The organism is Sphaerothrix gracilis Ecp01, assembly GCF_030405905.1.
Lineage (GTDB): Bacteria > Cyanobacteriota > Cyanobacteriia > Phormidesmidales > Phormidesmidaceae > Sphaerothrix > Sphaerothrix gracilis.
In genome coordinates, this window is sequence record NZ_JASATW010000014.1 from 11,364 (window position 1) to 31,234 (window position 19,871).

A 19,871-nucleotide genomic window follows, 5' to 3' on the forward strand; every position below is an offset into this window, starting at 1 on the left:
CCATCTCGACCTTTAATTCCTAGACCGTCCTAGTACCTGGCGTCGCTCTCCTTCGGCACTAAGCAATGGAGCACAGCGGTAAAACCTCCATCCGGTCTTAACGAATCAATTTGTATCAACTCAACTTGCAGTATAGGTTTCATTTAGGTTCGCTGAATCACTCTTTAGTCAGACGTTTAAATCCGCAGAAGGAACAGTTCTAGCCTCGACTAAATCCCTCCTTAGCAGCATCCAGTCAAATCCTGTCTCTTGTATTGTTGCCTCAGCTTGGTCTGTGTGTCAGACCGCAGCAAACTATCTATTATTTTCAGAAGAAAGCACTATGCAAAGTCAAGAAAAACGTCCCACTCCGGATCAAATTCCAGGACAAAAGCAGCCCTATCCGGCCAAACAGTCAAAGATGACGCCGCAGCCCGATAGCGATCTTTCCAACTATCAGCCAGCCAATAAGCTAAAGGACAAGGTAGCTATTATTACCGGCGCTGACTCTGGAATTGGTAGGGCTGTGGCGATCGCCTATGCTCTGGAAGGGGCAAACGTGACGATTACCTATAACGAGAATGACGACGATGCCCAGACCACTCAGGCAGAAGTGGAAAAGCGCGGCGGCGAGTGCCTAGTTGTCAAAATGGACGTGCGTAAGCCAGAAGACTGTCAGGATACGGTGAAGCAAACCGTGAACAAGTTTGGCAAGCTCAATATTTTGGTCAATAACGCGGCTTTCCAAATGACGCAGGAAAAGCTAGAAGACCTGACCGAAATTCAGTTTCGTCAGACCTTAGAAACCAATATTTTTGGCTATTTTCATATGGTCAAAGCAGTCCTGTCTCATCTCTCTGAAGGAGATGTCATCATCAACACGGGCAGCATTGTCGGTAAAATTGGCAAAGGAATGCTGATTGACTATGCCACCAGCAAAGGGGCGGTTCATGCCTTTACAAAGTCTCTAGCTCTCAATCTGGCGGATCGCAAAATTCGGGTCAATGCGGTAGTTCCTGGCCCAGTATGGACGCCCAATATTCCTGCCACCATGCCGATTGAAAAAGTGGACAACTACGACACTGACAATGCTTTAGAGCGAGCGGCTCAGCCAGAAGAGTTGGCCCCCGCCTATGTCTTTATGGCAGCGCAGGACAGCAGCTTCGTCACGGGCGCGCTGTTAGACGTCACGGGCGGACAGCTATCTAGCTGAGATAGGAATATGCCTAGGCTGGGCCTGTACCCGCTCAATCCAGCCGCGAATCGCCGGAAAACCTGACAGGTCAAAATTGCCTTCGTGGGCAACGTGGGTGTAGGCAAACAGAGCGATGTCGGCAATGGTGTAGCGATCGCCGACAAAAAAGTCATGCTGGGCCAAATGCTGCTCCATCACCTGCAGCGCCGCATAGCCCCCCGGCTGCTTTTGGGCCAGCTGCGGCTGGTACTTTTCCGGCTGCCCTAGACAGGTAATCCAGTAGCGCGACGTAGCAATATACGGTTCGTGGCTGTATTGCTCAAAAAAGAGCCACTGCATCACCTGTGCCGCCTGCCAGCGATCGCTGGGAAAGTAGTCGGTTTCCTGACTGAGGTAGTAAAGGATGGCATTAGACTCAGCCAGGAACCGTCCTGACTCTAGTTCCAGCGTCGGCACCCGACCATTAGGATTTTTGGCTAAAAACGCCTCAGAGCGCGTTTCTTGATTAAGGATGTTCACCTCAATTCGCTCGAACGGCCTTTCCAGTTGCCTCAGCAGCAGACGTACCTTGTAACCATTGCCTGACGGCAAAAAATCGTAGAGTTTATACATGGTATGGAATTTGGCGGCTGGATTTAGCCGATCTTTAGCACAATAGTAGACAAGTAAAGAGGGGAATCGCAGGAAGATCGTCATGGCACATCTGCTCGCACTCACCGTCGGACTGGGAGGCTTTGTCCTATACATGGCCGCCTTTTTTTACCCGGAAGTTCACCGCCGCTTTGACTTTCTCTGGAGCGGCGTTGCCATGCTTTACGGGCTGGTGCTGTGGTTCTGCGCCGGACGCATTAGCGGTGCGCTGATGTTGGGTCAAATGGCGAGCGTTTCGCTAATTCTGTGGCTGGGCTGGCAAACTTTGACCCTACGGCGATCGCGCACCCCGGCTGAACTACAAACCCCCGCCTCTGCCAGCGACGTGCAGCAGCAAGCTCAGCAAGCCTTCTCCCAACTGCAGCAAGGTTCTCTCTCTAAAACCCTCCGCTCTGCCTGGAGCACTGTCCAAGACACCCTGCAAAAAGGCATCGCCGCCGCCACCAGCGTTTCTCAGTCCTCGCGTATCACCAAACCGCGCCACGCCGACTACGAATACACTGATGACTCTGCTGGGCGATCGCCCGCTCATTCCGCGATCGCTCAGGCATCCCAGTCTGCGTCACCACCGGCTACCCCTGATAGCCCAAGGACTCCCCGGCCCCCCAAACCGTCAGCTGCCTCTACCGCCGCCAACCCCTTTCTCCGCTCCTCCCAAACTTCCCGATCCACCCCATCTTCTTCCTCCGCCCCGGCTGATTCGGCTGACGCTCAGTCCTCTCCCAAACCTGCCCGCCTGCCTGCCTCCCCCAGCAAGCTCACCCTCCTCAAAGACTGGCTCACTGAACTCCTCAGCCGCAAACCCAAAGCCAAGCCTCCCATGATTGAGCTGCCCCCTCGTCCCCCTTCTATCCCACGTCCGCCAAAAGCCAAAACCGCAACGTCCAACCCCCAGCCCTCCCCGGCACAGCCACCTACCGACATCATTGATGCTGAGATTATTGACTCTGAGGATTAACTTTCCGCTGGGATACCGCGAGCTTAGCTGGCCGGTAAACGCTCCCTCACCGCTCAAATGCGCTACGCTAGCCCAATAGCAGATCTCAACAATCTCAGCTAGCTACTTGAAGCCGATAAGCTTGTAGCTGATAATGGCTGGGAGCAAGACTTTAAACAAATTAACGGGCAGTTGTGACAGAGTCCAAGAGCTACAAAGACACCATTCTCCTTCCGCAGACCAGCTTCAACATGCGGGCCAATGCGACTCGCCGCGAGCCGGAAATTCAGCAGTTCTGGGCAGATCACAAAATTTACGAAAAGCTCTCGCAGGAAAACCCTGGAGACGTGTTTGTCCTGCATGACGGGCCGCCCTATGCCAACGGCAGCCTGCACATGGGTCATGCCCTCAACAAGACGCTCAAGGACGTTATTAATAAGTATCAGCTACTTCAGGGCCGCAAAGTGCGCTACGTGCCCGGTTGGGACTGCCACGGTCTGCCAATTGAGCTGAAAGTTTTGCAAAATATGAATCCAGAGGCGCGTCAGCAGCTCACCCCGATTAAGCTGCGTAAAAAGGCCAAAGCCTTCGCCCTCAAGACCATTGAAGAACAGCGCACCGGCTTCAAGCGCTACGGCGTCTGGGGTGACTGGGATCATCCCTACATGACCCTCAACCCTGAGTATGAAGCCGCTCAGATTGGCGTCTTCGGCAAAATGGCGCTCAAGGGCTATATCTACCGGGGGCTGAAAGCGGTTCACTGGAGTCCGTCGTCGCAAACTGCTCTAGCGGAAGCAGAGCTGGAATACCCCGAAGGCCATACTTCTCGCAGCATCTATGCCGCCTTTCCAATAGTGAGCTTGTCTGAAGCGGCTAAGCCTGTGTTGGAGCCGTACTTGGACAATCTTGGTGTCGCCATCTGGACCACAACACCCTGGACAATTCCGGCTAATCTGGCAGTGGCTGCCAACCCAGAGCTGACCTATGCCGTCGTCGAGGTGGCTACGGATGCGCCCTACCGCTACTTGATCATTGCCAAAGATCTAGTTGAGCGACTCACCGATGTTCTAGCCACTGAGCTGAGGGTTAAAGCGACGCTCAAGGGGGAAACCCTAGCGGATTCCACCTATCGCCATCCCCTATTCGATCGCGAAAGTCGGATTCTTATTGGCGGTGATTACGTCACTACAGAGTCCGGCACAGGACTGGTTCATACGGCTCCGGGGCACGGGCAAGAAGACTTTAAGGTGGGTCAGCGCTATGGTTTGCCCATTCTCTGCCCGGTGGACGAGCGGGGCATTTTCACCGAGGAGGCAGGGCCATTTGCGGGGCTAAATGTGCTCAAGGATGCCAATGGAGCCATCATTGCAGCGCTCAGTGACGCTAAAGCGCTGCTGAAAGAAGAAGCCTACGTGCATAAGTATCCCTACGACTGGCGCACGAAGAAGCCGACAATTTTTCGGGCCACCGAGCAGTGGTTTGCTTCGGTAGAGGGCTTTCGGGATGAAGCGATGCAGGCGATCGCCGGCGTGCAGTGGGTGCCAGCCCAGGGCGAAAACCGGATTACCTCAATGGTGGGCGATCGCTCTGACTGGTGCATTTCCCGGCAGCGCAGTTGGGGAATGCCGATTCCGGTGTTCTATGACGAAGCGACGGGCGACGTGCTGCTGACTCAGGAAACACTAGATCACGTACAGGCCATCATCGCCGAAAAAGGCTCAGATGCCTGGTGGGAACTGCCGGTCGAAGACCTGCTGCCAGCGTCCTATCGCAATAATGGCCGCACTTACCGCAAGTGCATGGATACGATGGATGTCTGGTTTGATTCCGGCTCCTCTTGGGCGGCAGTGGCCGATAAGCGCCCGGAGCTGAAATATCCTGCTGATGTCTATTTAGAAGGCTCTGATCAGCATCGGGGCTGGTTTCAGTCCAGCCTGCTCACCAGCGTTGCCACCAATGGCTGCGCCCCTTATCGCACAGTCCTTACCCACGGCTATGTGCTTGACGAGCAGGGCCGCAAGATGAGCAAGTCCCTGGGTAACACAGTAGACCCGGCGGTCATTATTGAGGGCGGCAAAAATCAGAAAAAAGATCCGGCCTACGGCGCAGATGTCCTGCGCTTGTGGGTATCCGCCGTAGACTACTCTTCCGATATCTCCATTGGCCCCACCATCCTAAAGCAGATTGCCGATATCTACCGCAAGATTCGCAACACGGCCCGCTTCCTGCTAGGCAATCTCTATGACTTTGACCCGGCTCAGGACGCAGTGCCCTATGAGCAACTGCCCGAACTGGATCGCTATGCCCTGCATCTGGTTAATGAAGTATTCAGCAACGTTACCCAGGCGTTTGAAACCTATCAGTTCTTCCACTTCTTTCAGGCAGTGCAGAACTTCTGCGTGGTGGACTTATCCAACTTCTACCTAGACATTGCCAAAGATCGGCTCTACATCAGCGCGGCTGACTCTGTCCGCCGCCGGAGCTGTCAGACCGTACTGGCGATCGCGATCGAAAACCTGGCCAAAGCGATCGCTCCTGTCCTGTCCCACATGGCTGAAGACATTTGGCAAAACATTCCCTACGAAACAAGCTATCAGTCTGTGTTTGAGTCCGGCTGGGTTCGGTGTGAGTCCCAGTGGCAAGCGCCAAAACTGGCGGCGCAGTGGCAAGAACTGCGGTTTGTGCGGCAGGAAGTCAATAAAGTGTTAGAGCAGGCCCGCGCCGCTAAAGAAATTGGTTCTTCCTTGGAAGCCAAAGTCTTACTCTATGTGACGGATGCAGAACTGCGCCATCGCCTCGCTAGCATGAACCCAGAGAACGCGATCGCTGAGGATCGGCCCCATGTGGATGAACTGCGCTATCTCTTCTTGGTGTCTCAGGTAGAGCTGTTAGAAAGCAGCGATCGCCTCCAAGGACTGAAGTTTAGCAGCGAGTCTGATGCTTTGGGCGTAGGCGTGGTGGCAGCCGATGGTGAGAAGTGCGATCGCTGCTGGAATTACTCCACCCATGTGGGTGAATCGGCGGCAGATCCGGCGCTGTGTGAACGCTGCGTGGAGGCGATCGCTAATCGGTTTTAAGGCGGCAAGTCTTTTCGAGATTACTGTCGCAGTGCTCTTGTCGTTTTAGCAATTCAGTCGGGCACCCTAAAGCTACAGGCTACCGTCCCCTCCAGTTTTGGGACAGTAAATACCTATAGCGACTTTTGGCTAGAGAGCAAGGTGTTTAGATTACTGCGCTACTTTTCGATTACCAGCTTCCTGGCGCTAATTTTGACCGCCCTAGCCTTGAATATCTTGACCCGGCGCAGCGCTGTTGAGCAGCTCATTCACTTCAGCGAAAAAGCAAATACGGCTCTGGCTCAGTCTTTTGCCAATACGATTTGGCCCTATTACGAGAGCTTCTTAAGCAATACGTCTAATCTCAGCCCGCTGCAGCTACAGCAGGCCGACGAAGTGCAGGAAATTCGTCAGGCATTAATGAGACAGACAGAGGGGCTATCAATCGCAAAAGTAAAAATCTTTGACTCCCAAGGACGCACTGTTTTTTCCACTGATGAGACTCAAATTGGTCAAGACAAAAGTCACTCAGTCGGTGTTCAACGTGCCCTCCAGGGCGAAATTAGTACCTTTTTTGATCACCAGAAACTGTTCGGCACCTTTCGCAATCTCGGCGATCGCCAGCTTGTTTCTGTCTATATTCCAATTCGCCCTGAGGGCGCGGGCAGTTCCATAGTAGGTGTTTTTGAACTCTACACCGATGTCACTCCAGTTGTGGCTGAGGTGGAACAAACCCAGCGGCAGCTACTGCTAGGAATGATTGCTATTCTCGGTGGGCTTTACATTGTTCTGTATCTAATTGTGGCTCGCGGCGATCGCATTTTAAAGCAGAAACATCAGGTAGCCAAAACAGCCGCGATCGCTAAAGATCAGTTTTTAGCAACCATGAGTCACGAAATTCGCACGCCGATGAACGGTGTCATTGGCATGACCGGGCTGCTGCTAGATACATCGCTCAATCCACAACAGCGAGAATTTGCCGAAACGATTCGCAAAAGCGGCGAATCTTTGCTGACGCTGATCAACGATATCCTTGACTTCTCTAAAATTGAAGCCGGTAAGCTAGATCTAGAAGAGCAGCCTTTTAACCTGGTTGACTGTGTTGAAGACGCGCTTGATTTGATAGCGGCCAAGGCTGCGGAAAAGAAAATTGAGCTGGCCTATTGGATTGATGCTGAAGTTCCCCCAGTCATTGAAGGGGATGTCACCCGCTCAAGACAGATTCTGGTCAATTTGTTGAGTAATGCGATTAAATTCACTCATGAGGGAGAAGTCACAGTCAGTATTACCGCAAAGCAGCTGATCTCCAGTAATAGGGCTGATCCACTGTATGAAATTTGCTTTGCCGTCAAAGACACGGGCGTTGGCATCCCGACCAACAAGCTGCACCGCCTGTTTCAGCTTTTTAGTCAGGTAGACTCTTCAACCACGCGCAGGTATGGCGGCACTGGCCTCGGCTTAGCCATCAGTAAGCGCCTCTGCGAGATGATGGACGGCAGAATTTGGGTCGAAAGCGAAGTTAATCGAGGATCTACTTTCTATTTCACTTTGGTGGCACCGGCAGTGCCGATTGCCTCAGAAGCCATTTCTCTCGCGGCCAGTGCCCTCGCGGGCAAACGGGTGCTAATTGTGGACGACAATGCAACCAATCGCCGGATTCTGGCCCTCCAGGTACAGTCCTGGCAAATGCAGGCAATCACTGTCCAGTCAAGCGAGAAGGCATTAGACTTGATTCGATATGCTGCCCCGTTTGACATCGGCATTTTGGATCTACAAATGCCTGATATTGATGGTATCGCCCTAGCCAAGAAGCTGCGGCAGTCTCCTCAGGGCGCATCGCTACCCTTAATCATGCTGACCTCCATTGGCTATTCTGCGGTGCAAAAGCAGGAGGTTGATCAGTTGTTTATCGCTAGGCTTAGTAAGCCTATCAAGCAGTCTCAGCTTCACAACGCGATTGTCAAAGCCTTCACAGGCAAGGTGACACGGCAACAGGCAACAGCCGCAACAGTGACGTTCGACCCTGAGATGGCCCAGCGCCTGCCGCTGCGTATCCTCATTGCTGAAGACAACCGGGTCAACCAGCAGCTCGTTCTGAGAATTCTTGCCAAGATGGGGTACCGAGCCGATATTGCCGGCAATGGCTTAGAAGTGCTAGAAGCCCTACAGCGACAAAACTATGATGCCATTTTGATGGATGTTCACATGCCGGAGATGGACGGTTTTGAAGCGACCCGAGCGATTTGTCAGCGTTTTTCAGAAACCGAGCGGCCCCGAATTATTGCCATGACGGCCAATGCGATGCAGGGCGATCGCGAAAAATGCCTTCAGGCGGGTATGCAGGACTACGTGAGCAAACCCATCAACGTTGCCAATCTCGTCTCAGCACTGTGTCAATGCGGCCCTGCAGAGACTCAAAACCAAAGTCGGCCTTCTGCCTCGACCCCAGATTTAAAGCCTAAACCTCACGGTATCGATCGCAGCGTGCTGCAGACCTGCCTCGATATCTTCGACATTTCCGATTGGCAACAACCTCAGGTAGCCAAGGCGGAACTAGTCGAGGTGTACATCACTCAAAGCCAAGAACTGACTGCACTTTTAGCGATCGCTGTTGAAACCGGAGATATGAGCCAAATAGCCCAGATTGCTCATAGCCTCAAATCCAGCAGTGCCTCTCTGGGGGCGCTACAGTTAGCCACACTTTGTCAACAGCTAGAACAACTAATTTTTGCCGAAAATATCAGCCAAGCTTGCATAATTATTAAGCAGGTTCTTATGGAATATCAGCAGGTAAAAACAGATTTACAAAATTACCAGCTCACCTAAATTTTTTCTAAAAGATATCTGCTTATAAATGCTGAAATTGCCTGAGTGAGGGCAGATGCGACGTTTCAGCGATGCGACAGGCAAGCGATTTTAGTTCGTGGAAATTATTAATAAACGTCAACAAATGACAAACCGGAACCCATCTATATTGCTTAAAGATTAGCAATGTCTCAACTAGAACTTTACTGAAGTTTTAATCAGCCAATTCTAGATTAAACGTTCAGTAAACGCGGGAACCTGAAATTCGCTGTTCTCTCAAGATTAGCGCTACTCTTCTAGTGGAAATCACTAGTGCGTGTAACAAAAAACAAATCCATTTGGTGTTAAACACCTATCCCTAAGCTGCGGATTCTGCTCTTGGCAGGCTTAGTAGAACTCGAAAAGTCAGAGCCGGAGGACTCTCAAAGACACCCCAGGCATAAACTAGCTCTCCCTCAGATGAGGTCAGAGTTACCCCTGCCAAAAAATCGCTTCTGCCTTTCAGGGAAAAGAGTTAACTGAACCCATCTACCCAAAAGCCTCTCAGGAACTATGAGAAAAACTGCTATGGGCTTTGACACAATTGCAATCAGCTTCATGTCCAGAGCTAATAGATTTCACGTTGTCAAAGCTCTGAGACCTCACCAGTGGACTAAAAATCTGGTTGTGTTTGCTGCTCCATTATTTGACTTCAGTTTTGGCGGGTCATCTATCTTAAGGAGTAGTTTAGCCTTTGCCCTGTTTTGTTGTCTTTCCAGCAGCTTCTACCTGATTAATGATGTTGCTGATGTTGAGTCCGATCGGCGACATCCGATTAAATGCCAGCGGCCAATTGCATCTGGACTCGTAAGCGTGCCGTTTGCGGTCGCGATGGCCGTCGTTTTAATGGCAGGCAGTCTAATTGTCGGCTGGGCGACAGCTCCCCTGCTCGGCGCTATTCTACTGGGCTATGCGCTGGTGCAGGTCGTCTACAATCTCAAAGTTAAGCACTCGCCCATTCTAGATATTGTGGCGATCGCAACTGGCTTTGTGCTGCGAGCCTGCGCGGGCGGCGCTGCCAACAATATTGACCTCTCCCCCTGGTTTTTGCTTTGTACCGCAATGCTGGCGCTGTTTCTAGGCATTGAGAAGCGTAAGGCCGAGCGCCGCCTGTTTGAAAGCGGCAGCACTCAGAAAACCCGCCGCGTCCTCAAGCACTACTCCCTAGACCTGCTCAACCGCATGGAGAGCATGGTGACAACTGGAGCCGTCATGAGCTACGCCCTCTGGAGTTCTGGCCCTGCGGTCAACGGCGCTGCTACCCCCTGGATGCTGCTGACGCTGCCGTTTGTGCTGTACGGCATTTTTCGCTATCAGCTGCTCAGCGATCCAAGCGGGGCGCTTTTAGAATGCGATCGCCCCTGCAACCGCGAGCGCACCGAGCGGCCTGAAGAAATTTTGCTAAGCGATGGCCCGATTCTAGGCACCGTTGCTGGCTGGGTATTGACTAGCCTGATTATTCTCACTGCCCATCAGTACGGCTGGATTCAATAGGGCAGCTGCCGACTAACTTTGACCGCGTTTCAACTAACTATCATCGTTGTGGGAAACTCTACCAGAACATGCTGACGCTACAAGAAGCCGTCTCCTTAGACGTTAAACAGGCTAAAGAACTCTATAAAAAACACCTCAATCCTGGCCTCATGGAGATTTACGAACTCCTGGGCGTCAGCGAAATGGATATTGACTCTGCCGAAGGTATTGAAATTCATCTGCGCGATGGCCGCACAATTTTAGATTTTTCCGCTTCGATTGGCGTCTTAGGGCTAGGCCACAACCATCCCCGCATCCTCGCCGCCGAACAGCTTTGCCATCAGAGAAAGCTCATCGATGCAATTAAGGTCGCGCCGCAGAAGCTACAGGCTGCTTTGGCCCATAACCTGGCTCAGCTATTGCCCGATCCGCTGGAACTTTGCTTTCTTACCGTTTCTGGGGCTGAAGCCGTAGAAGCGGCGATGAAGCTCTGCGAACGGGCCCAAGGCCCTGACAAAACCAAGTTTATTTCAGCCACAGGTTCCTTTCACGGCAAAACCCACGGCTCGCTCTCTGTGACCAACAGCGGCGGGTTTCAAAGAGGCTTCCTGATGGGAATTCCCTCAGAGAATCGAATTGAGGTTCCCTATGGCGATCTGGAAGCGCTAGAAAAAGCGATTCGAGCTGAGGAAACCAGCTTAGGCGATAATGCCGTCATCGCCATCATCCTAGAAGCTTTTCAAGGTCAGGGGTTAGCCACACCACCACCGGGCTATCTCAAAGGCGTGGTTACGCTCGCTAAAGAGTATGACATCTTGACTATTTTTGATGAGGTCAAAGTCAGCATGGGCCGCACCGGCACCTTCTGCGCCTTTCAGATTGAAGATGTCGTGCCGGATGTCGTGACCATTTCCAAATCTCTGGGGGGAGGTAAGCGGGCCGTTGGCGCGATGGTGACCAGTCAAAGTTTGCATAAAAAAGCCTACGCCAAGCGCAAAGATAGCTCCCTGCATACCACGACCTTCGGCGGTTTGGGAGAATCCTGTGCGGTGGCGATCGAAGCGCTGAATGTCCTAGTCGAAGACAACTTAATTCAAGCGGCGAGAGAAAAAGGCGACTATCTGCGGGGCAGACTCTTAGAGCTGCAGGCTAAACATCCCGGCCAAATTACCGAACTGCTAGGCCGAGGTTTGCTGCAGGGCGTTCGCTTCTCGTTCAGTCACGGCTATCTCAATCTGCTCGATTCGGTCATGATGGCGAGCCTAGTCCGCTATCTCTACGAAAAGCACGACATCATTGCCCATTTCTCCGCCTCCGATCCAGACATTCTGCATATCATGCCGCCCCTGATTGTGGAACAAGCGCATCTCGATCGCCTAGTGGCAGCCCTAGATGACATCCTCACTCAAGGACTCGTCAAAGTTGTTGGCAGCTTTGTCAAAAATAACCTGCTGCCTTAGCCAAGTTTTTGTGCGGTGGCGAGACCCTATGCAGAGCGTCTCGACCACGCCGCTTTGCAACCATTCCTAAACGTTAATTGCGTTGCTGATAACTAATCGATTGAGGAGATTAGCAGGGTGACTCAGTCTTTACCCGTCGTTGAGCGTAACCTATCGGGCTGGGGCCGCTGTCCGGTCGTGAAAAGCTACGTCCATTCTTTGCAGGCTGCCTCGGCGGTACCGGACGTAGTTCGCACTAGTCAAAATTGGCCTGTTTTAGCCAGGGGGGCCGGGCGTAGCTATGGCGACGCTGCTCTCAATTCCCAAGGGTACACGCTTTCAAGTCAGCCGCTGGATCAGATTTTGGCATTCAATCCTGAGACCGGGATTCTGCGCTGTCAGGCCGGGGTCACATTTGCGCAGATTAATCGAACATTTGTGCCTCAAGGCTGGTTTCCCGCCGTAACGCCGGGTACCCAGTTCCCGACGATGGGGGGAGCGGTTGCCTTTGACGTACACGGCAAAAATCATCATCGGGACGGCTCATTTTCCCAACACCTGTACAGTCTCAAGCTGGTTTTGCCCTCTGGTGAGACTGCTTATTGTTCACGCCACGAAAACAGTGATTTGTTTTGGGCCACTGTTGGCGGTATGGGGCTAACAGGCATCATCACCGAGGTGGAGCTGACCCTGCGTCCAATTGAAACGGCCTATATTCAGAGCTATCGGGTCAAGGCGCAAAATCTAGATGAGGCGATCGCCCTATTTGCAGCCCACGAAAGCCAGTATCAGTATTCAGTCGCCTGGCTAGACTGCTTAGCCACAGGTCAGTCTCTAGGCCGCAGCGTTCTCACCTTCGGCAACCACGCTGGTTTGAATAATTTACCCCCCGCGCAGCGGGCTAAGCCGCTGCAGGTTCAGCCCAAGCAGCGTTTGCGCATTCCGTTCGACCTGCCCGCTAGCCTGCTGAATCGGTTTACCGTCGGCGGCTTCAACACGCTCTACTACCACCTACAGCCTAACCATCCCAAACGCTCAGTCGTAGACTACGAGAGCTTTTTCTATCCCTTAGACACGCTATGGGACTGGAATCGGCTCTACGGTCGGCGGGGCTTTATTCAATATCAGTTTGTGGTGCCGCCGGCAACGAGCAGAGCCGCGATCGCCCAAATTTTGCAGCTCTTTAGCCAAAAGGGCTGGGGCTCTTTTTTAACCGTTCTGAAAAAGTTAGGTCCGGAAACGGGCTGGCTGTCATTCCCCATGCCGGGTTACACCCTAGCCCTGGATATCCCGGTGCGCCGGGGACTGTGGCGCTTTCTAGAGCAAATTGATCAGGTCGTGATTCAGCATGGCGGGCGGGTCTATTTAGCTAAAGATGCTCGCCTAGGCCCAGAGGCTTTTCGCGCCATGTATCCCAACTGGTCACAGTGGAGCAAGGTGAAAGCCGCAGTCGATCCGACCCAGCGCTTCTCTTCTGAACTTTCCCGTCGCCTGAAGATTGGACAAAGATATCTATGAGCCAGCTTGCTTCCCATTCTGCCAAAACCGTCATCGCTGCCTTTGATTTTGACGGCACGCTAACTTACGGCGACTCGTTCTTTCCCTTCCTCAAATCGGCGGTGGGGCCAGTGTGCTTTTATCTAGGACTGGTGATTTTGAGTCCGCTGCTGCTGGGTTACGGGCTGAAGCTGCTGCCAAACTGGTGGGTAAAGCAGGCCGTTCTGCGCTACTTCTTCAGCGGCTGGTCGCCCGAACAACTACAGCAGGCCGCCGATAAGTTTGCGGTGCAAAAGCTACCCAGTCTTCTGCGTTCAGAAGCCGTGCAGCGCCTAGCCTGGCACCAGCAACAGGGACATCGGCTGATTTTAGTCAGCGCTTCTTTGGAAGCCTATCTGCGTCCCTGGGCCAAAAGTATGGCTTTCGATCAGGTGATTGGCACCCGGTTAGAAACGCGCAGAGACAGGCTGACTGGCCGCATTCAGGGTAAGAACTGCTACGGGCCGGAGAAGGTACGACGGCTGAAAGCGGCCATTGACAATCTCGAAGATCACGTCCTTTATGCCTACGGAGATTCTAAAGGCGATCGCGAACTTTTAGCGATCGCTCAGTCTCCCCACTATCGCTCTTTTGGCGCGATCGCTGAGGACAAGCCCTCGAGCCAGCGCTGGCAGAAACTCGTAGCGCCGATGGTGGCGGCAGTTGTGCTTTATGCGGCGATTGTGCTGTGGAGCGGCAGCGAGCAGTTTTTAGCTGCCCTGCAGCAGCTCCCTGGCTGGCTAATTCCAGCAGCTTTGGGGATTGTACTGGTTGGTTTTTACTTCCGCTTCTTACGCTGGCAGGGCTACTTGCTCAATATGGGCTACCGTGTGCCTTGGCAGGGGAGCTGTCGCATCTTTTTTGCGGGCTTTGCCCTGTCGGCCTCGCCCGGACGGGCCGGAGAATCTATTCGCTCGCTAATGTTAAAACGGCGCTACCAGGTTCCGGTTGCACCGACTTTGGCCGGACTCCTGTGCGAACGGCTCACTGATCTATTCGCAGTTTTTCTACTCATCAGCTTTGCCGTCCTGACAATAGTGCCGCAGCGATGGTCAGTAGTGGCTTTCGCGCTGATTTTAATGGGGGTTTTGCTGCTGCTGCAGCGCCCGCGACTGCTCAAGCATCTACTCAGACTGGGTAATCGCTGGCGACGGTTGCAGCCTATTATTTGCCGCCTGGAATCGCTGCTTGACAGTACCCGCCAGCTCCTCAAACCCAGAACGCTGCTGCTGGGAATCGGGCTTGGCGCTCTGTCTTGGATCTTTGAAGGGATTGCTCTTTATCTTATTTTTCATTTTCTGGGTGCTGACGAAATTAGTGTTTATCAGGCCGTGATGATTTTGGCCGCCTCGGATTTAATCGGAGCACTGTCACTTATGCCCGGCGGCATTGGGGGCGCAGAAGTCACCATTGTCGGCTTATCAATACTCTACGGCGCTAGCCAGCCTGTAGCCATTACGGCCATGTTCCTAATCCGGTTTATTACCCTGTGGTTCGGTGTCTGGCTCGGCATTTTAGCGTTTCTGCTAGAGCAGCGGCGGCCTCAACCAGCAGTCTGGGCCGAGCGGTTTATAGGTCAAGAAGATCCCTTAGTAGGGAAGTAACTTATCATGCAAGCGTCTACCTCAAATTCACCAGCCAAACGGCACAGCGGTCTTAGAGACTTTCAGTCCCGCATTCTAACGAAACCCCTAGGACAGACCCTTCTCGTTGCCTTAGTTATTGCTTTACTGGCAGCAGGCTGTAGCTACATAGGACTGCAGCTCATTGACCCAGCAGTATGGGATTTTCAAGCGACAAACACGTGGTTTGAGGCCGATCTCTCGCGTGTTTTTCAAAACATGACCGATCACAACAGCGATCACCAGCGGACTCAGGTACATCCGCTATTCTCTCTAATTGCTTTTCCGCCGACCTATTTGCTGGGTCGTTTCTTCGGCCTTGAAGCTCAGACTGCGGTTGGCCTAGTAATTGCCTGCGTGGCCGCCTTCTGGGCCGCCGGTTTGTTCAGCCTGCTGCGGCTCGTAGGCTGCCGTAATTTAGATGCTGTCCTATTCACTTTGCTGGGTAGCGTGAGCGCAGCAGCGATGTTTTGGTTTGTGGTGCCTGATACCTATCCTTTTAGCTCACTGACCATTGTGATGGGTCTGTTGTTTGCTGCCGTAGCAGAATACCGACCGCTACCGGCTTACAGCTATGTTGTCGTCAGCGCTATCACGCTCAGCGTCACGGTGACCAACTGGATGGTAGGCATTTTGACAACTCTGGCCCACCATCGGCTACGGCGTACGGTTCAGCTTTCGGTTAATGCCTTTTTTCTAGTGACCCTGGTGTGGGGCGTCCAGAAGTTTTTGTTTTCCAGTGCTGAGTTCTTTTTGGGGAGCCGGGAGGAACAAAAATACGTGGCGATGGCCTCTTCCGGGGGGCCTTGGCGAGTTTGGCAGTCTTTTATCGCCCACACGCTGGTGATGCCTGAAATTCAGCTGAGAGAAAACATCAGCAGTTACTTCAATCGCCCTGATTGGCCGACCATGACAACGCAGATGTCGCTGCCGGGATCCGCTAGCCTGTGGGGAGCGATCGCAGTGGGTCTTTGGCTGGCCCTGCTGGGGCTGGGGCTGTGGAGCCTTTTCAGCCTCCGAACCCTGCCCAAGTTTCGTTGGATCCTTGGCTCGACTCTGGTAGGCCAGCTCCTATTGCATAGCGTCTACGGCAATGAAACATTTCTGTACTCGCTTAACTTCTTACCGCTGTTTTTAGTTTTAGTGGCTCTCAGCACGCTGACTAGGGCACGTCACATGGCTTTAGGCTTGGCTTTGGCACTAATCGTCACTGCCGGAATCAACAATGCAGGTCAGTTTCAGCAAGTACGTGCTCTTATTGCGACTCATGGTTCTCCGCGCCATCAGATGCAGGCTCAGATGCAGCAGCGACCGAGTGATCCCTGGCCGCGTGGCATCGGACATGTGATCTTAGCGACCCCTGGAAGTTTAGAGCAGGATAAGTCATATCACGAGCCGGGGGGCAGCTTTAGCCCCTCCGTAGGCAGTTTTGGCGTCTCGATCTGGATTTTTGACTCGGCTGGCAAGCTCAAAACCACCAGCGACACGATTGCGTTGGAGCAGGTACAGCAGCGACTAATTTCGGCTGAAGCGGCGCTCCAACCCCAAATTGAGACGGTGACTGAAAGTTATCAAACTACCTGGTCAATTCCTCAGCCTCAAACCTGGCAGCTTGATTTGCAAACTTCTAGCTTGGCACCGGGCGATCGCGCTGCGATTGTCATCCGCAGCGTCGGGCCAGCCGGTGGCGAAATTACTGCGCTGCAGTGGCAAGAGCAAACGCTCAAGATTAACGATCGCTGGTCGGCTCACTTAGACCAGCCACCCGCTGCCGTTAGCTTAGGCCAAGAAGGCTTAGACGACTGGATTACAGCAAAGTCAACTGCCTCAGCTTGGCGCAGCGAAGACGGCTGGGGTTACGCTAGGTTCGACCTGGGCGAGGGCGATCGCTGGACGCTGACTCTGCACGATAGCGTCCCTGTCCCCCCCGGGGAACTGCAGTGGTCAGGTGAACCCTCGCCGCTCAAACTTGATTTACCCAATCGCACCTTTGTTGACAGTCTAAAGGCCCAGACTGCCCACATTTTAATGGGCTTGGTCAACCGCCAGCCCCGCCCAGGAGATCCCATCAACTATCCCCTGCCGTGGCTACGAGATGGTGCCTATGAAATGGTTGCTTTAGCCCGGTCCGGCCAGCTTGAGGTAGCGCGTCAGCTCACCGATGAGTTTGCTCAGAATGACTTTTTTGGCGGGTTTGGCCCTGAAGCAGATGCGCCGGGCTTGGCAATTTGGTCGCTGACTGAAATTGCCGAGCAGCTCAAAGATCCTGACTACGACCAGTGGCTCTGGCCGCATATCTATCGCAAAGTGGGGCTGATTACGGATATGCTGACGGCTCAACAACCGATCCGCCAGCCGGTAACAGCGCCCCTCGTACCTGAGGTTCGCAACGACCCCAACCGGACGCTTGTAGCCGAGGCAGCTCAGAATGGCCTGATTGTAGGGCGAATGGATCATCATCGCCCCGTCCTGTACGTCAATGCTGTGAGCTATGCCGGTCTCGTGAGAGCAGCTGACTTTGCTGAGCGGATTGGTCAAGCAGAGCTGTCACGCCAGTGGCGATCGCAGGCTGAAGCTTTGCAAACCGCTTGGCATAGCGCCTTTCATCCCCCTGAATCCCACAACGAGCGCACCTACATCAGTGGCCTCTGGCCCACCGGAATTGCCGCTCAGCAACCTGATGCCTTTCGAGCTGGTCTAGAAAAACGCTGGCAGCAGCAGCGCGATCGCCAAGGAAATCTGCTAGAAACGCCTCTCTGGACATACTTCACCGTGGCAGAAGCCCATCAGTGGCTCCTGTTGGACCAGCCTGAGCGCGTTTGGCAGACTCTAGCCTGGTTCTGGCATCACCAGGCTTCACCCGGACTCTATACCTGGTGGGAAGGAGAAGGGGAAGAAAATGCCTCTGGCCTCTGGCAGCAGGTCTATGGCTGGGTTGATCCACCCCATGTCACCCCCCACTACTGGACGGCGGCGGAGATGCTGCTCTTACAGCTCGACATGCTGGCCTATGTCGATACCGCGAATTCAGTGCCAGAGCTTGTCATCGGAGCGGGCGTTCCCGCCGCCTGGTTGCAACAGCCTATGAGCATAGAGAATTTAACAGTTGGCAGCCGCCAGATTAGCTGGCAGTGGGACGGCCAGAAAATGCAGGTTCAGCTGACAGGCCCGCCGCTAGCCGTACGCTTGGGATCTGCTTTTGCGCCAGAAACACCTTTGCAGGTTGACTCAACCATCCTTTTGCAAGGAGAAGCATGAGTTTCTCTAAAAGCCATAACCGAATCAGCCCTCTAACTGCAGCGCTTGCTATTGCAGGCTGCGGCATTCTGTTGACGCTGCCACTGCTGATTAATAGCTGTTTGGTAGAAGCTCATGACTTTAGGTATCACCTAGTCTGGGCCGTTCGCTTCTCAGAGCAGTTTTGGCAAGGAGAGCTATATCCTCGCTGGCTGCAGGGGATGAATGCAGGATTAGGCAGCCCAGACTTCTTTTTTTACCCCCCTTTGCCTTACTTTGTCACCAGTCTGTTTTCCTATTTTTCGGGCAATGATGCGGCTAGCTGCAGCACTGTCAACGCCCTCAACCTATCGGCTACTTTTGCGCTAATTGCTTCTGGGCTAACGGCCTATCTCTGGCTGCAAGAAATTACCGCTAAAAGCGCAGCTCTGATAGCCGCCATCTTGTATATGGCTTGGCCGTATCATTTGGTCGTCAACCTGTATCGGAGCTTTGCTTTTGCAGAGTATTGGGCCTTTGTCTGGCTGCCGCTAATTCTCTTTTTCAGCCTAAAAATTATTAAAGGAACCTGGTTTGGCAGTGTCGGGCTATCAGTCAGCTTGGCACTGCTCATTTTTACTCACTTACCTACTTTTGTGCTTTTTGTCGGCGTACCTATCCTGTACGTTCTGTTTTCTCTCAACAGAAAGAACTGGAAAGTAGCCATTCATTTAGCTATTTCAGTGACTTTAGCAATCGGCATAGCAGCTATCTATTGGCTACCGGCGATGACCACGCAGGCCTATGTGCCTATAGAAAATATGGCTACTGATACCTACTCATACGCTAATAATTTTCTATTTGTTGGCCCTGAGTTTGCTTTGCCTAGGTTTTGGCGCTACTTAGAAATTACGACAGCCTTATCAGCCGGGCTTGCTTGTGGAGCTTGGATTTTTCTTAAGCGAACAGCTGAGTCTAAACCTCAGTTTGAGCCTAACTATTGGGTAGCGGTGGCCGTCACCTCATTGGTCATGATGCTGCCAATTAGCTATCCAATTTGGTTCTTAATGCCTATTTGGCAGAAGGTACAGTTTCCCTGGCGCTTTAACGTTGTTTTGACCGTTGCGGCGATCGCGCTTGTCGCTTTAGCTATACCGCTCATACAAAAGCAAGCAAGTTGTCTTAACCGCCAGCGGTTGCTCAAAGAGACTCCCCGACTGCTAGCAGCCCTTTTTCTCGCAACAATTTTGCTCTACCTGCCTATTCAACCTAAGCTCGGCGAACACCGAGTAACGCTAACTTTTATCGCTCTGGCAGCTTTCTTAGCTTTGTTGCTCACTCTCCTCAAGTTCAAGCAACCGTTTTGGATTGGCCTTCTATTAGTTTGTACAGTTTTCGCCAGCGGATTCCTGCCGTTCAGGCACTACCTGTTTCAGCGATCGCCTGAACAAAGAGTCAACGATATTGTTGAGATCAGTCCGTCTATCTGGTATCCGCCCAAATGGGTGCCTCAGGAGATTGCCCTAGATCACAATAGGCTCAAAGCGCTGAGCGATCGCACGCCTCAGGCAGTAACCGACTCAGCCGCAGCAAAAATTACAGTGGAGCAGTGGCAGCCCAGAAAGCTCTTATTTCAAAGTGATGCTGTTACTAGAACCGAAGTCACTTTGGGTCAGTTTTATTATCCAGGATGGTACGCCAGCTTACTTAATAGCAATCAATCGCTACCCACAAAAGCTTCTGAACTAGGTCTATTACAGTTGGTTGTCCCAGCCGGTAAACACCGCGTATCTGTGGTGTTTAATACTTTGCCAGAGGAAAAAACTGGGCAGATAGTGAGTTTGATAGCCAGTTTAGGTACGGCAGTCTTGGCTATTAGCTCGCGGCTAAGCTGGCAACAAAAACTGCTGAAAAAAAGCTAAC

11 protein-coding genes are annotated in these 19,871 nt (G+C 52.8%); 10 read left to right on the forward strand and 1 reads right to left on the reverse strand.

Annotation, left to right across the window (positions count from 1 at the left end):
* Positions 1–322: 322 nt before the first annotated feature.
* Positions 323–1,192 carry an SDR family oxidoreductase gene (locus tag QJQ48_RS16285; RefSeq protein WP_346292299.1) on the forward strand — a complete coding sequence of 290 codons (870 nt, stop codon included), beginning with the start codon at positions 323–325 and terminating at the stop codon, positions 1,190–1,192.
* Here the strand turns inward: QJQ48_RS16285 and QJQ48_RS16290 are convergent.
* Positions 1,181–1,786: a glutathione S-transferase family protein gene (locus QJQ48_RS16290; protein WP_346292300.1), complete on the reverse strand. Its 606-nt coding sequence runs from the start codon at positions 1,784–1,786 to the stop codon at positions 1,181–1,183. The genes QJQ48_RS16285 and QJQ48_RS16290 overlap by 12 nt on opposite strands.
* Before the next feature lie 82 nt (positions 1,787–1,868).
* Between QJQ48_RS16290 and QJQ48_RS16295 the strand changes: the two genes are divergently transcribed.
* The 9 genes from QJQ48_RS16295 (at position 1,869) to QJQ48_RS16335 (ending at position 19,870) form a co-directional block, all read left to right on the forward strand.
* Positions 1,869–2,783 carry a Ycf66 family protein gene (locus QJQ48_RS16295; protein WP_346292301.1) on the forward strand — a complete coding sequence of 305 codons (915 nt, stop codon included), beginning with the start codon at positions 1,869–1,871 and terminating at the stop codon, positions 2,781–2,783.
* 173 nt (positions 2,784–2,956) lie between these two features.
* Positions 2,957–5,839 (forward strand): isoleucine--tRNA ligase, encoded by a 2,883-nt coding sequence (ileS, locus tag QJQ48_RS16300; RefSeq protein WP_346292302.1) that lies wholly within the window; start codon positions 2,957–2,959, stop codon positions 5,837–5,839.
* 141 nt (positions 5,840–5,980) lie between these two features.
* A complete protein-coding gene (locus QJQ48_RS16305; RefSeq protein WP_346292303.1) occupies positions 5,981–8,644 on the forward strand; it encodes a response regulator in 2,664 nt (887 codons plus the stop codon).
* 576 nt (positions 8,645–9,220) lie between these two features.
* Positions 9,221–10,156, forward strand: a complete 936-nt coding sequence (locus QJQ48_RS16310; RefSeq protein WP_346292304.1) for a decaprenyl-phosphate phosphoribosyltransferase — start codon at positions 9,221–9,223, stop codon at positions 10,154–10,156.
* Between the two features lie 68 nt (positions 10,157–10,224).
* Positions 10,225–11,595, forward strand: a complete 1,371-nt coding sequence (locus tag QJQ48_RS16315; protein WP_346292305.1) for an aspartate aminotransferase family protein — start codon at positions 10,225–10,227, stop codon at positions 11,593–11,595.
* Positions 11,596–11,712: 117 nt separating this feature from the next.
* Positions 11,713–13,092 carry an FAD-binding protein gene (locus QJQ48_RS16320; protein WP_346292306.1) on the forward strand — a complete coding sequence of 460 codons (1,380 nt, stop codon included), beginning with the start codon at positions 11,713–11,715 and terminating at the stop codon, positions 13,090–13,092.
* Complete coding sequence (locus QJQ48_RS16325) at positions 13,089–14,714, forward strand: HAD-IB family hydrolase (protein ID WP_346292307.1); 1,626 nt, start codon at positions 13,089–13,091, stop codon at positions 14,712–14,714. Before QJQ48_RS16320 ends, QJQ48_RS16325 begins: the two co-directional genes overlap by 4 nt.
* A 6-nt stretch (positions 14,715–14,720) precedes the next feature.
* The gene (locus tag QJQ48_RS16330; RefSeq protein WP_346292308.1) at positions 14,721–17,990 is read left to right on the forward strand and encodes a glucosidase family protein; all 3,270 of its coding nucleotides are present in this window, start codon (positions 14,721–14,723) and stop codon (positions 17,988–17,990) included.
* On the forward strand, positions 17,987–19,870 hold the full coding sequence (locus tag QJQ48_RS16335) for a 6-pyruvoyl-tetrahydropterin synthase-related protein (RefSeq protein ID WP_346292309.1): 1,884 nt from the start codon (positions 17,987–17,989) through the stop codon (positions 19,868–19,870). The genes QJQ48_RS16330 and QJQ48_RS16335 overlap by 4 nt, the downstream gene beginning before the upstream one ends.
* Position 19,871: the final 1 nt, after the last annotated feature.

Bases quoted from the DNA above. Each gene is read 5' to 3' on its own strand.
- QJQ48_RS16285 (WP_346292299.1), top strand. From the start codon at position 323: ATGCAAAGTCAAGAAAAACGTCCCACTCCGGATCAAATTCCAGGACAA.
- QJQ48_RS16290 (WP_346292300.1), bottom strand. From the start codon at position 1,786: ATGTATAAACTCTACGATTTTTTGCCGTCAGGCAATGGTTACAAGGTA.
- QJQ48_RS16295 (WP_346292301.1), top strand. From the start codon at position 1,869: ATGGCACATCTGCTCGCACTCACCGTCGGACTGGGAGGCTTTGTCCTA.
- QJQ48_RS16310 (WP_346292304.1), top strand. From the start codon at position 9,221: ATGTCCAGAGCTAATAGATTTCACGTTGTCAAAGCTCTGAGACCTCAC.
- QJQ48_RS16315 (WP_346292305.1), top strand. From the start codon at position 10,225: ATGCTGACGCTACAAGAAGCCGTCTCCTTAGACGTTAAACAGGCTAAA.
- QJQ48_RS16325 (WP_346292307.1), top strand. From the start codon at position 13,089: ATGAGCCAGCTTGCTTCCCATTCTGCCAAAACCGTCATCGCTGCCTTT.
- QJQ48_RS16330 (WP_346292308.1), top strand. From the start codon at position 14,721: ATGCAAGCGTCTACCTCAAATTCACCAGCCAAACGGCACAGCGGTCTT.
- QJQ48_RS16335 (WP_346292309.1), top strand. From the start codon at position 17,987: ATGAGTTTCTCTAAAAGCCATAACCGAATCAGCCCTCTAACTGCAGCG.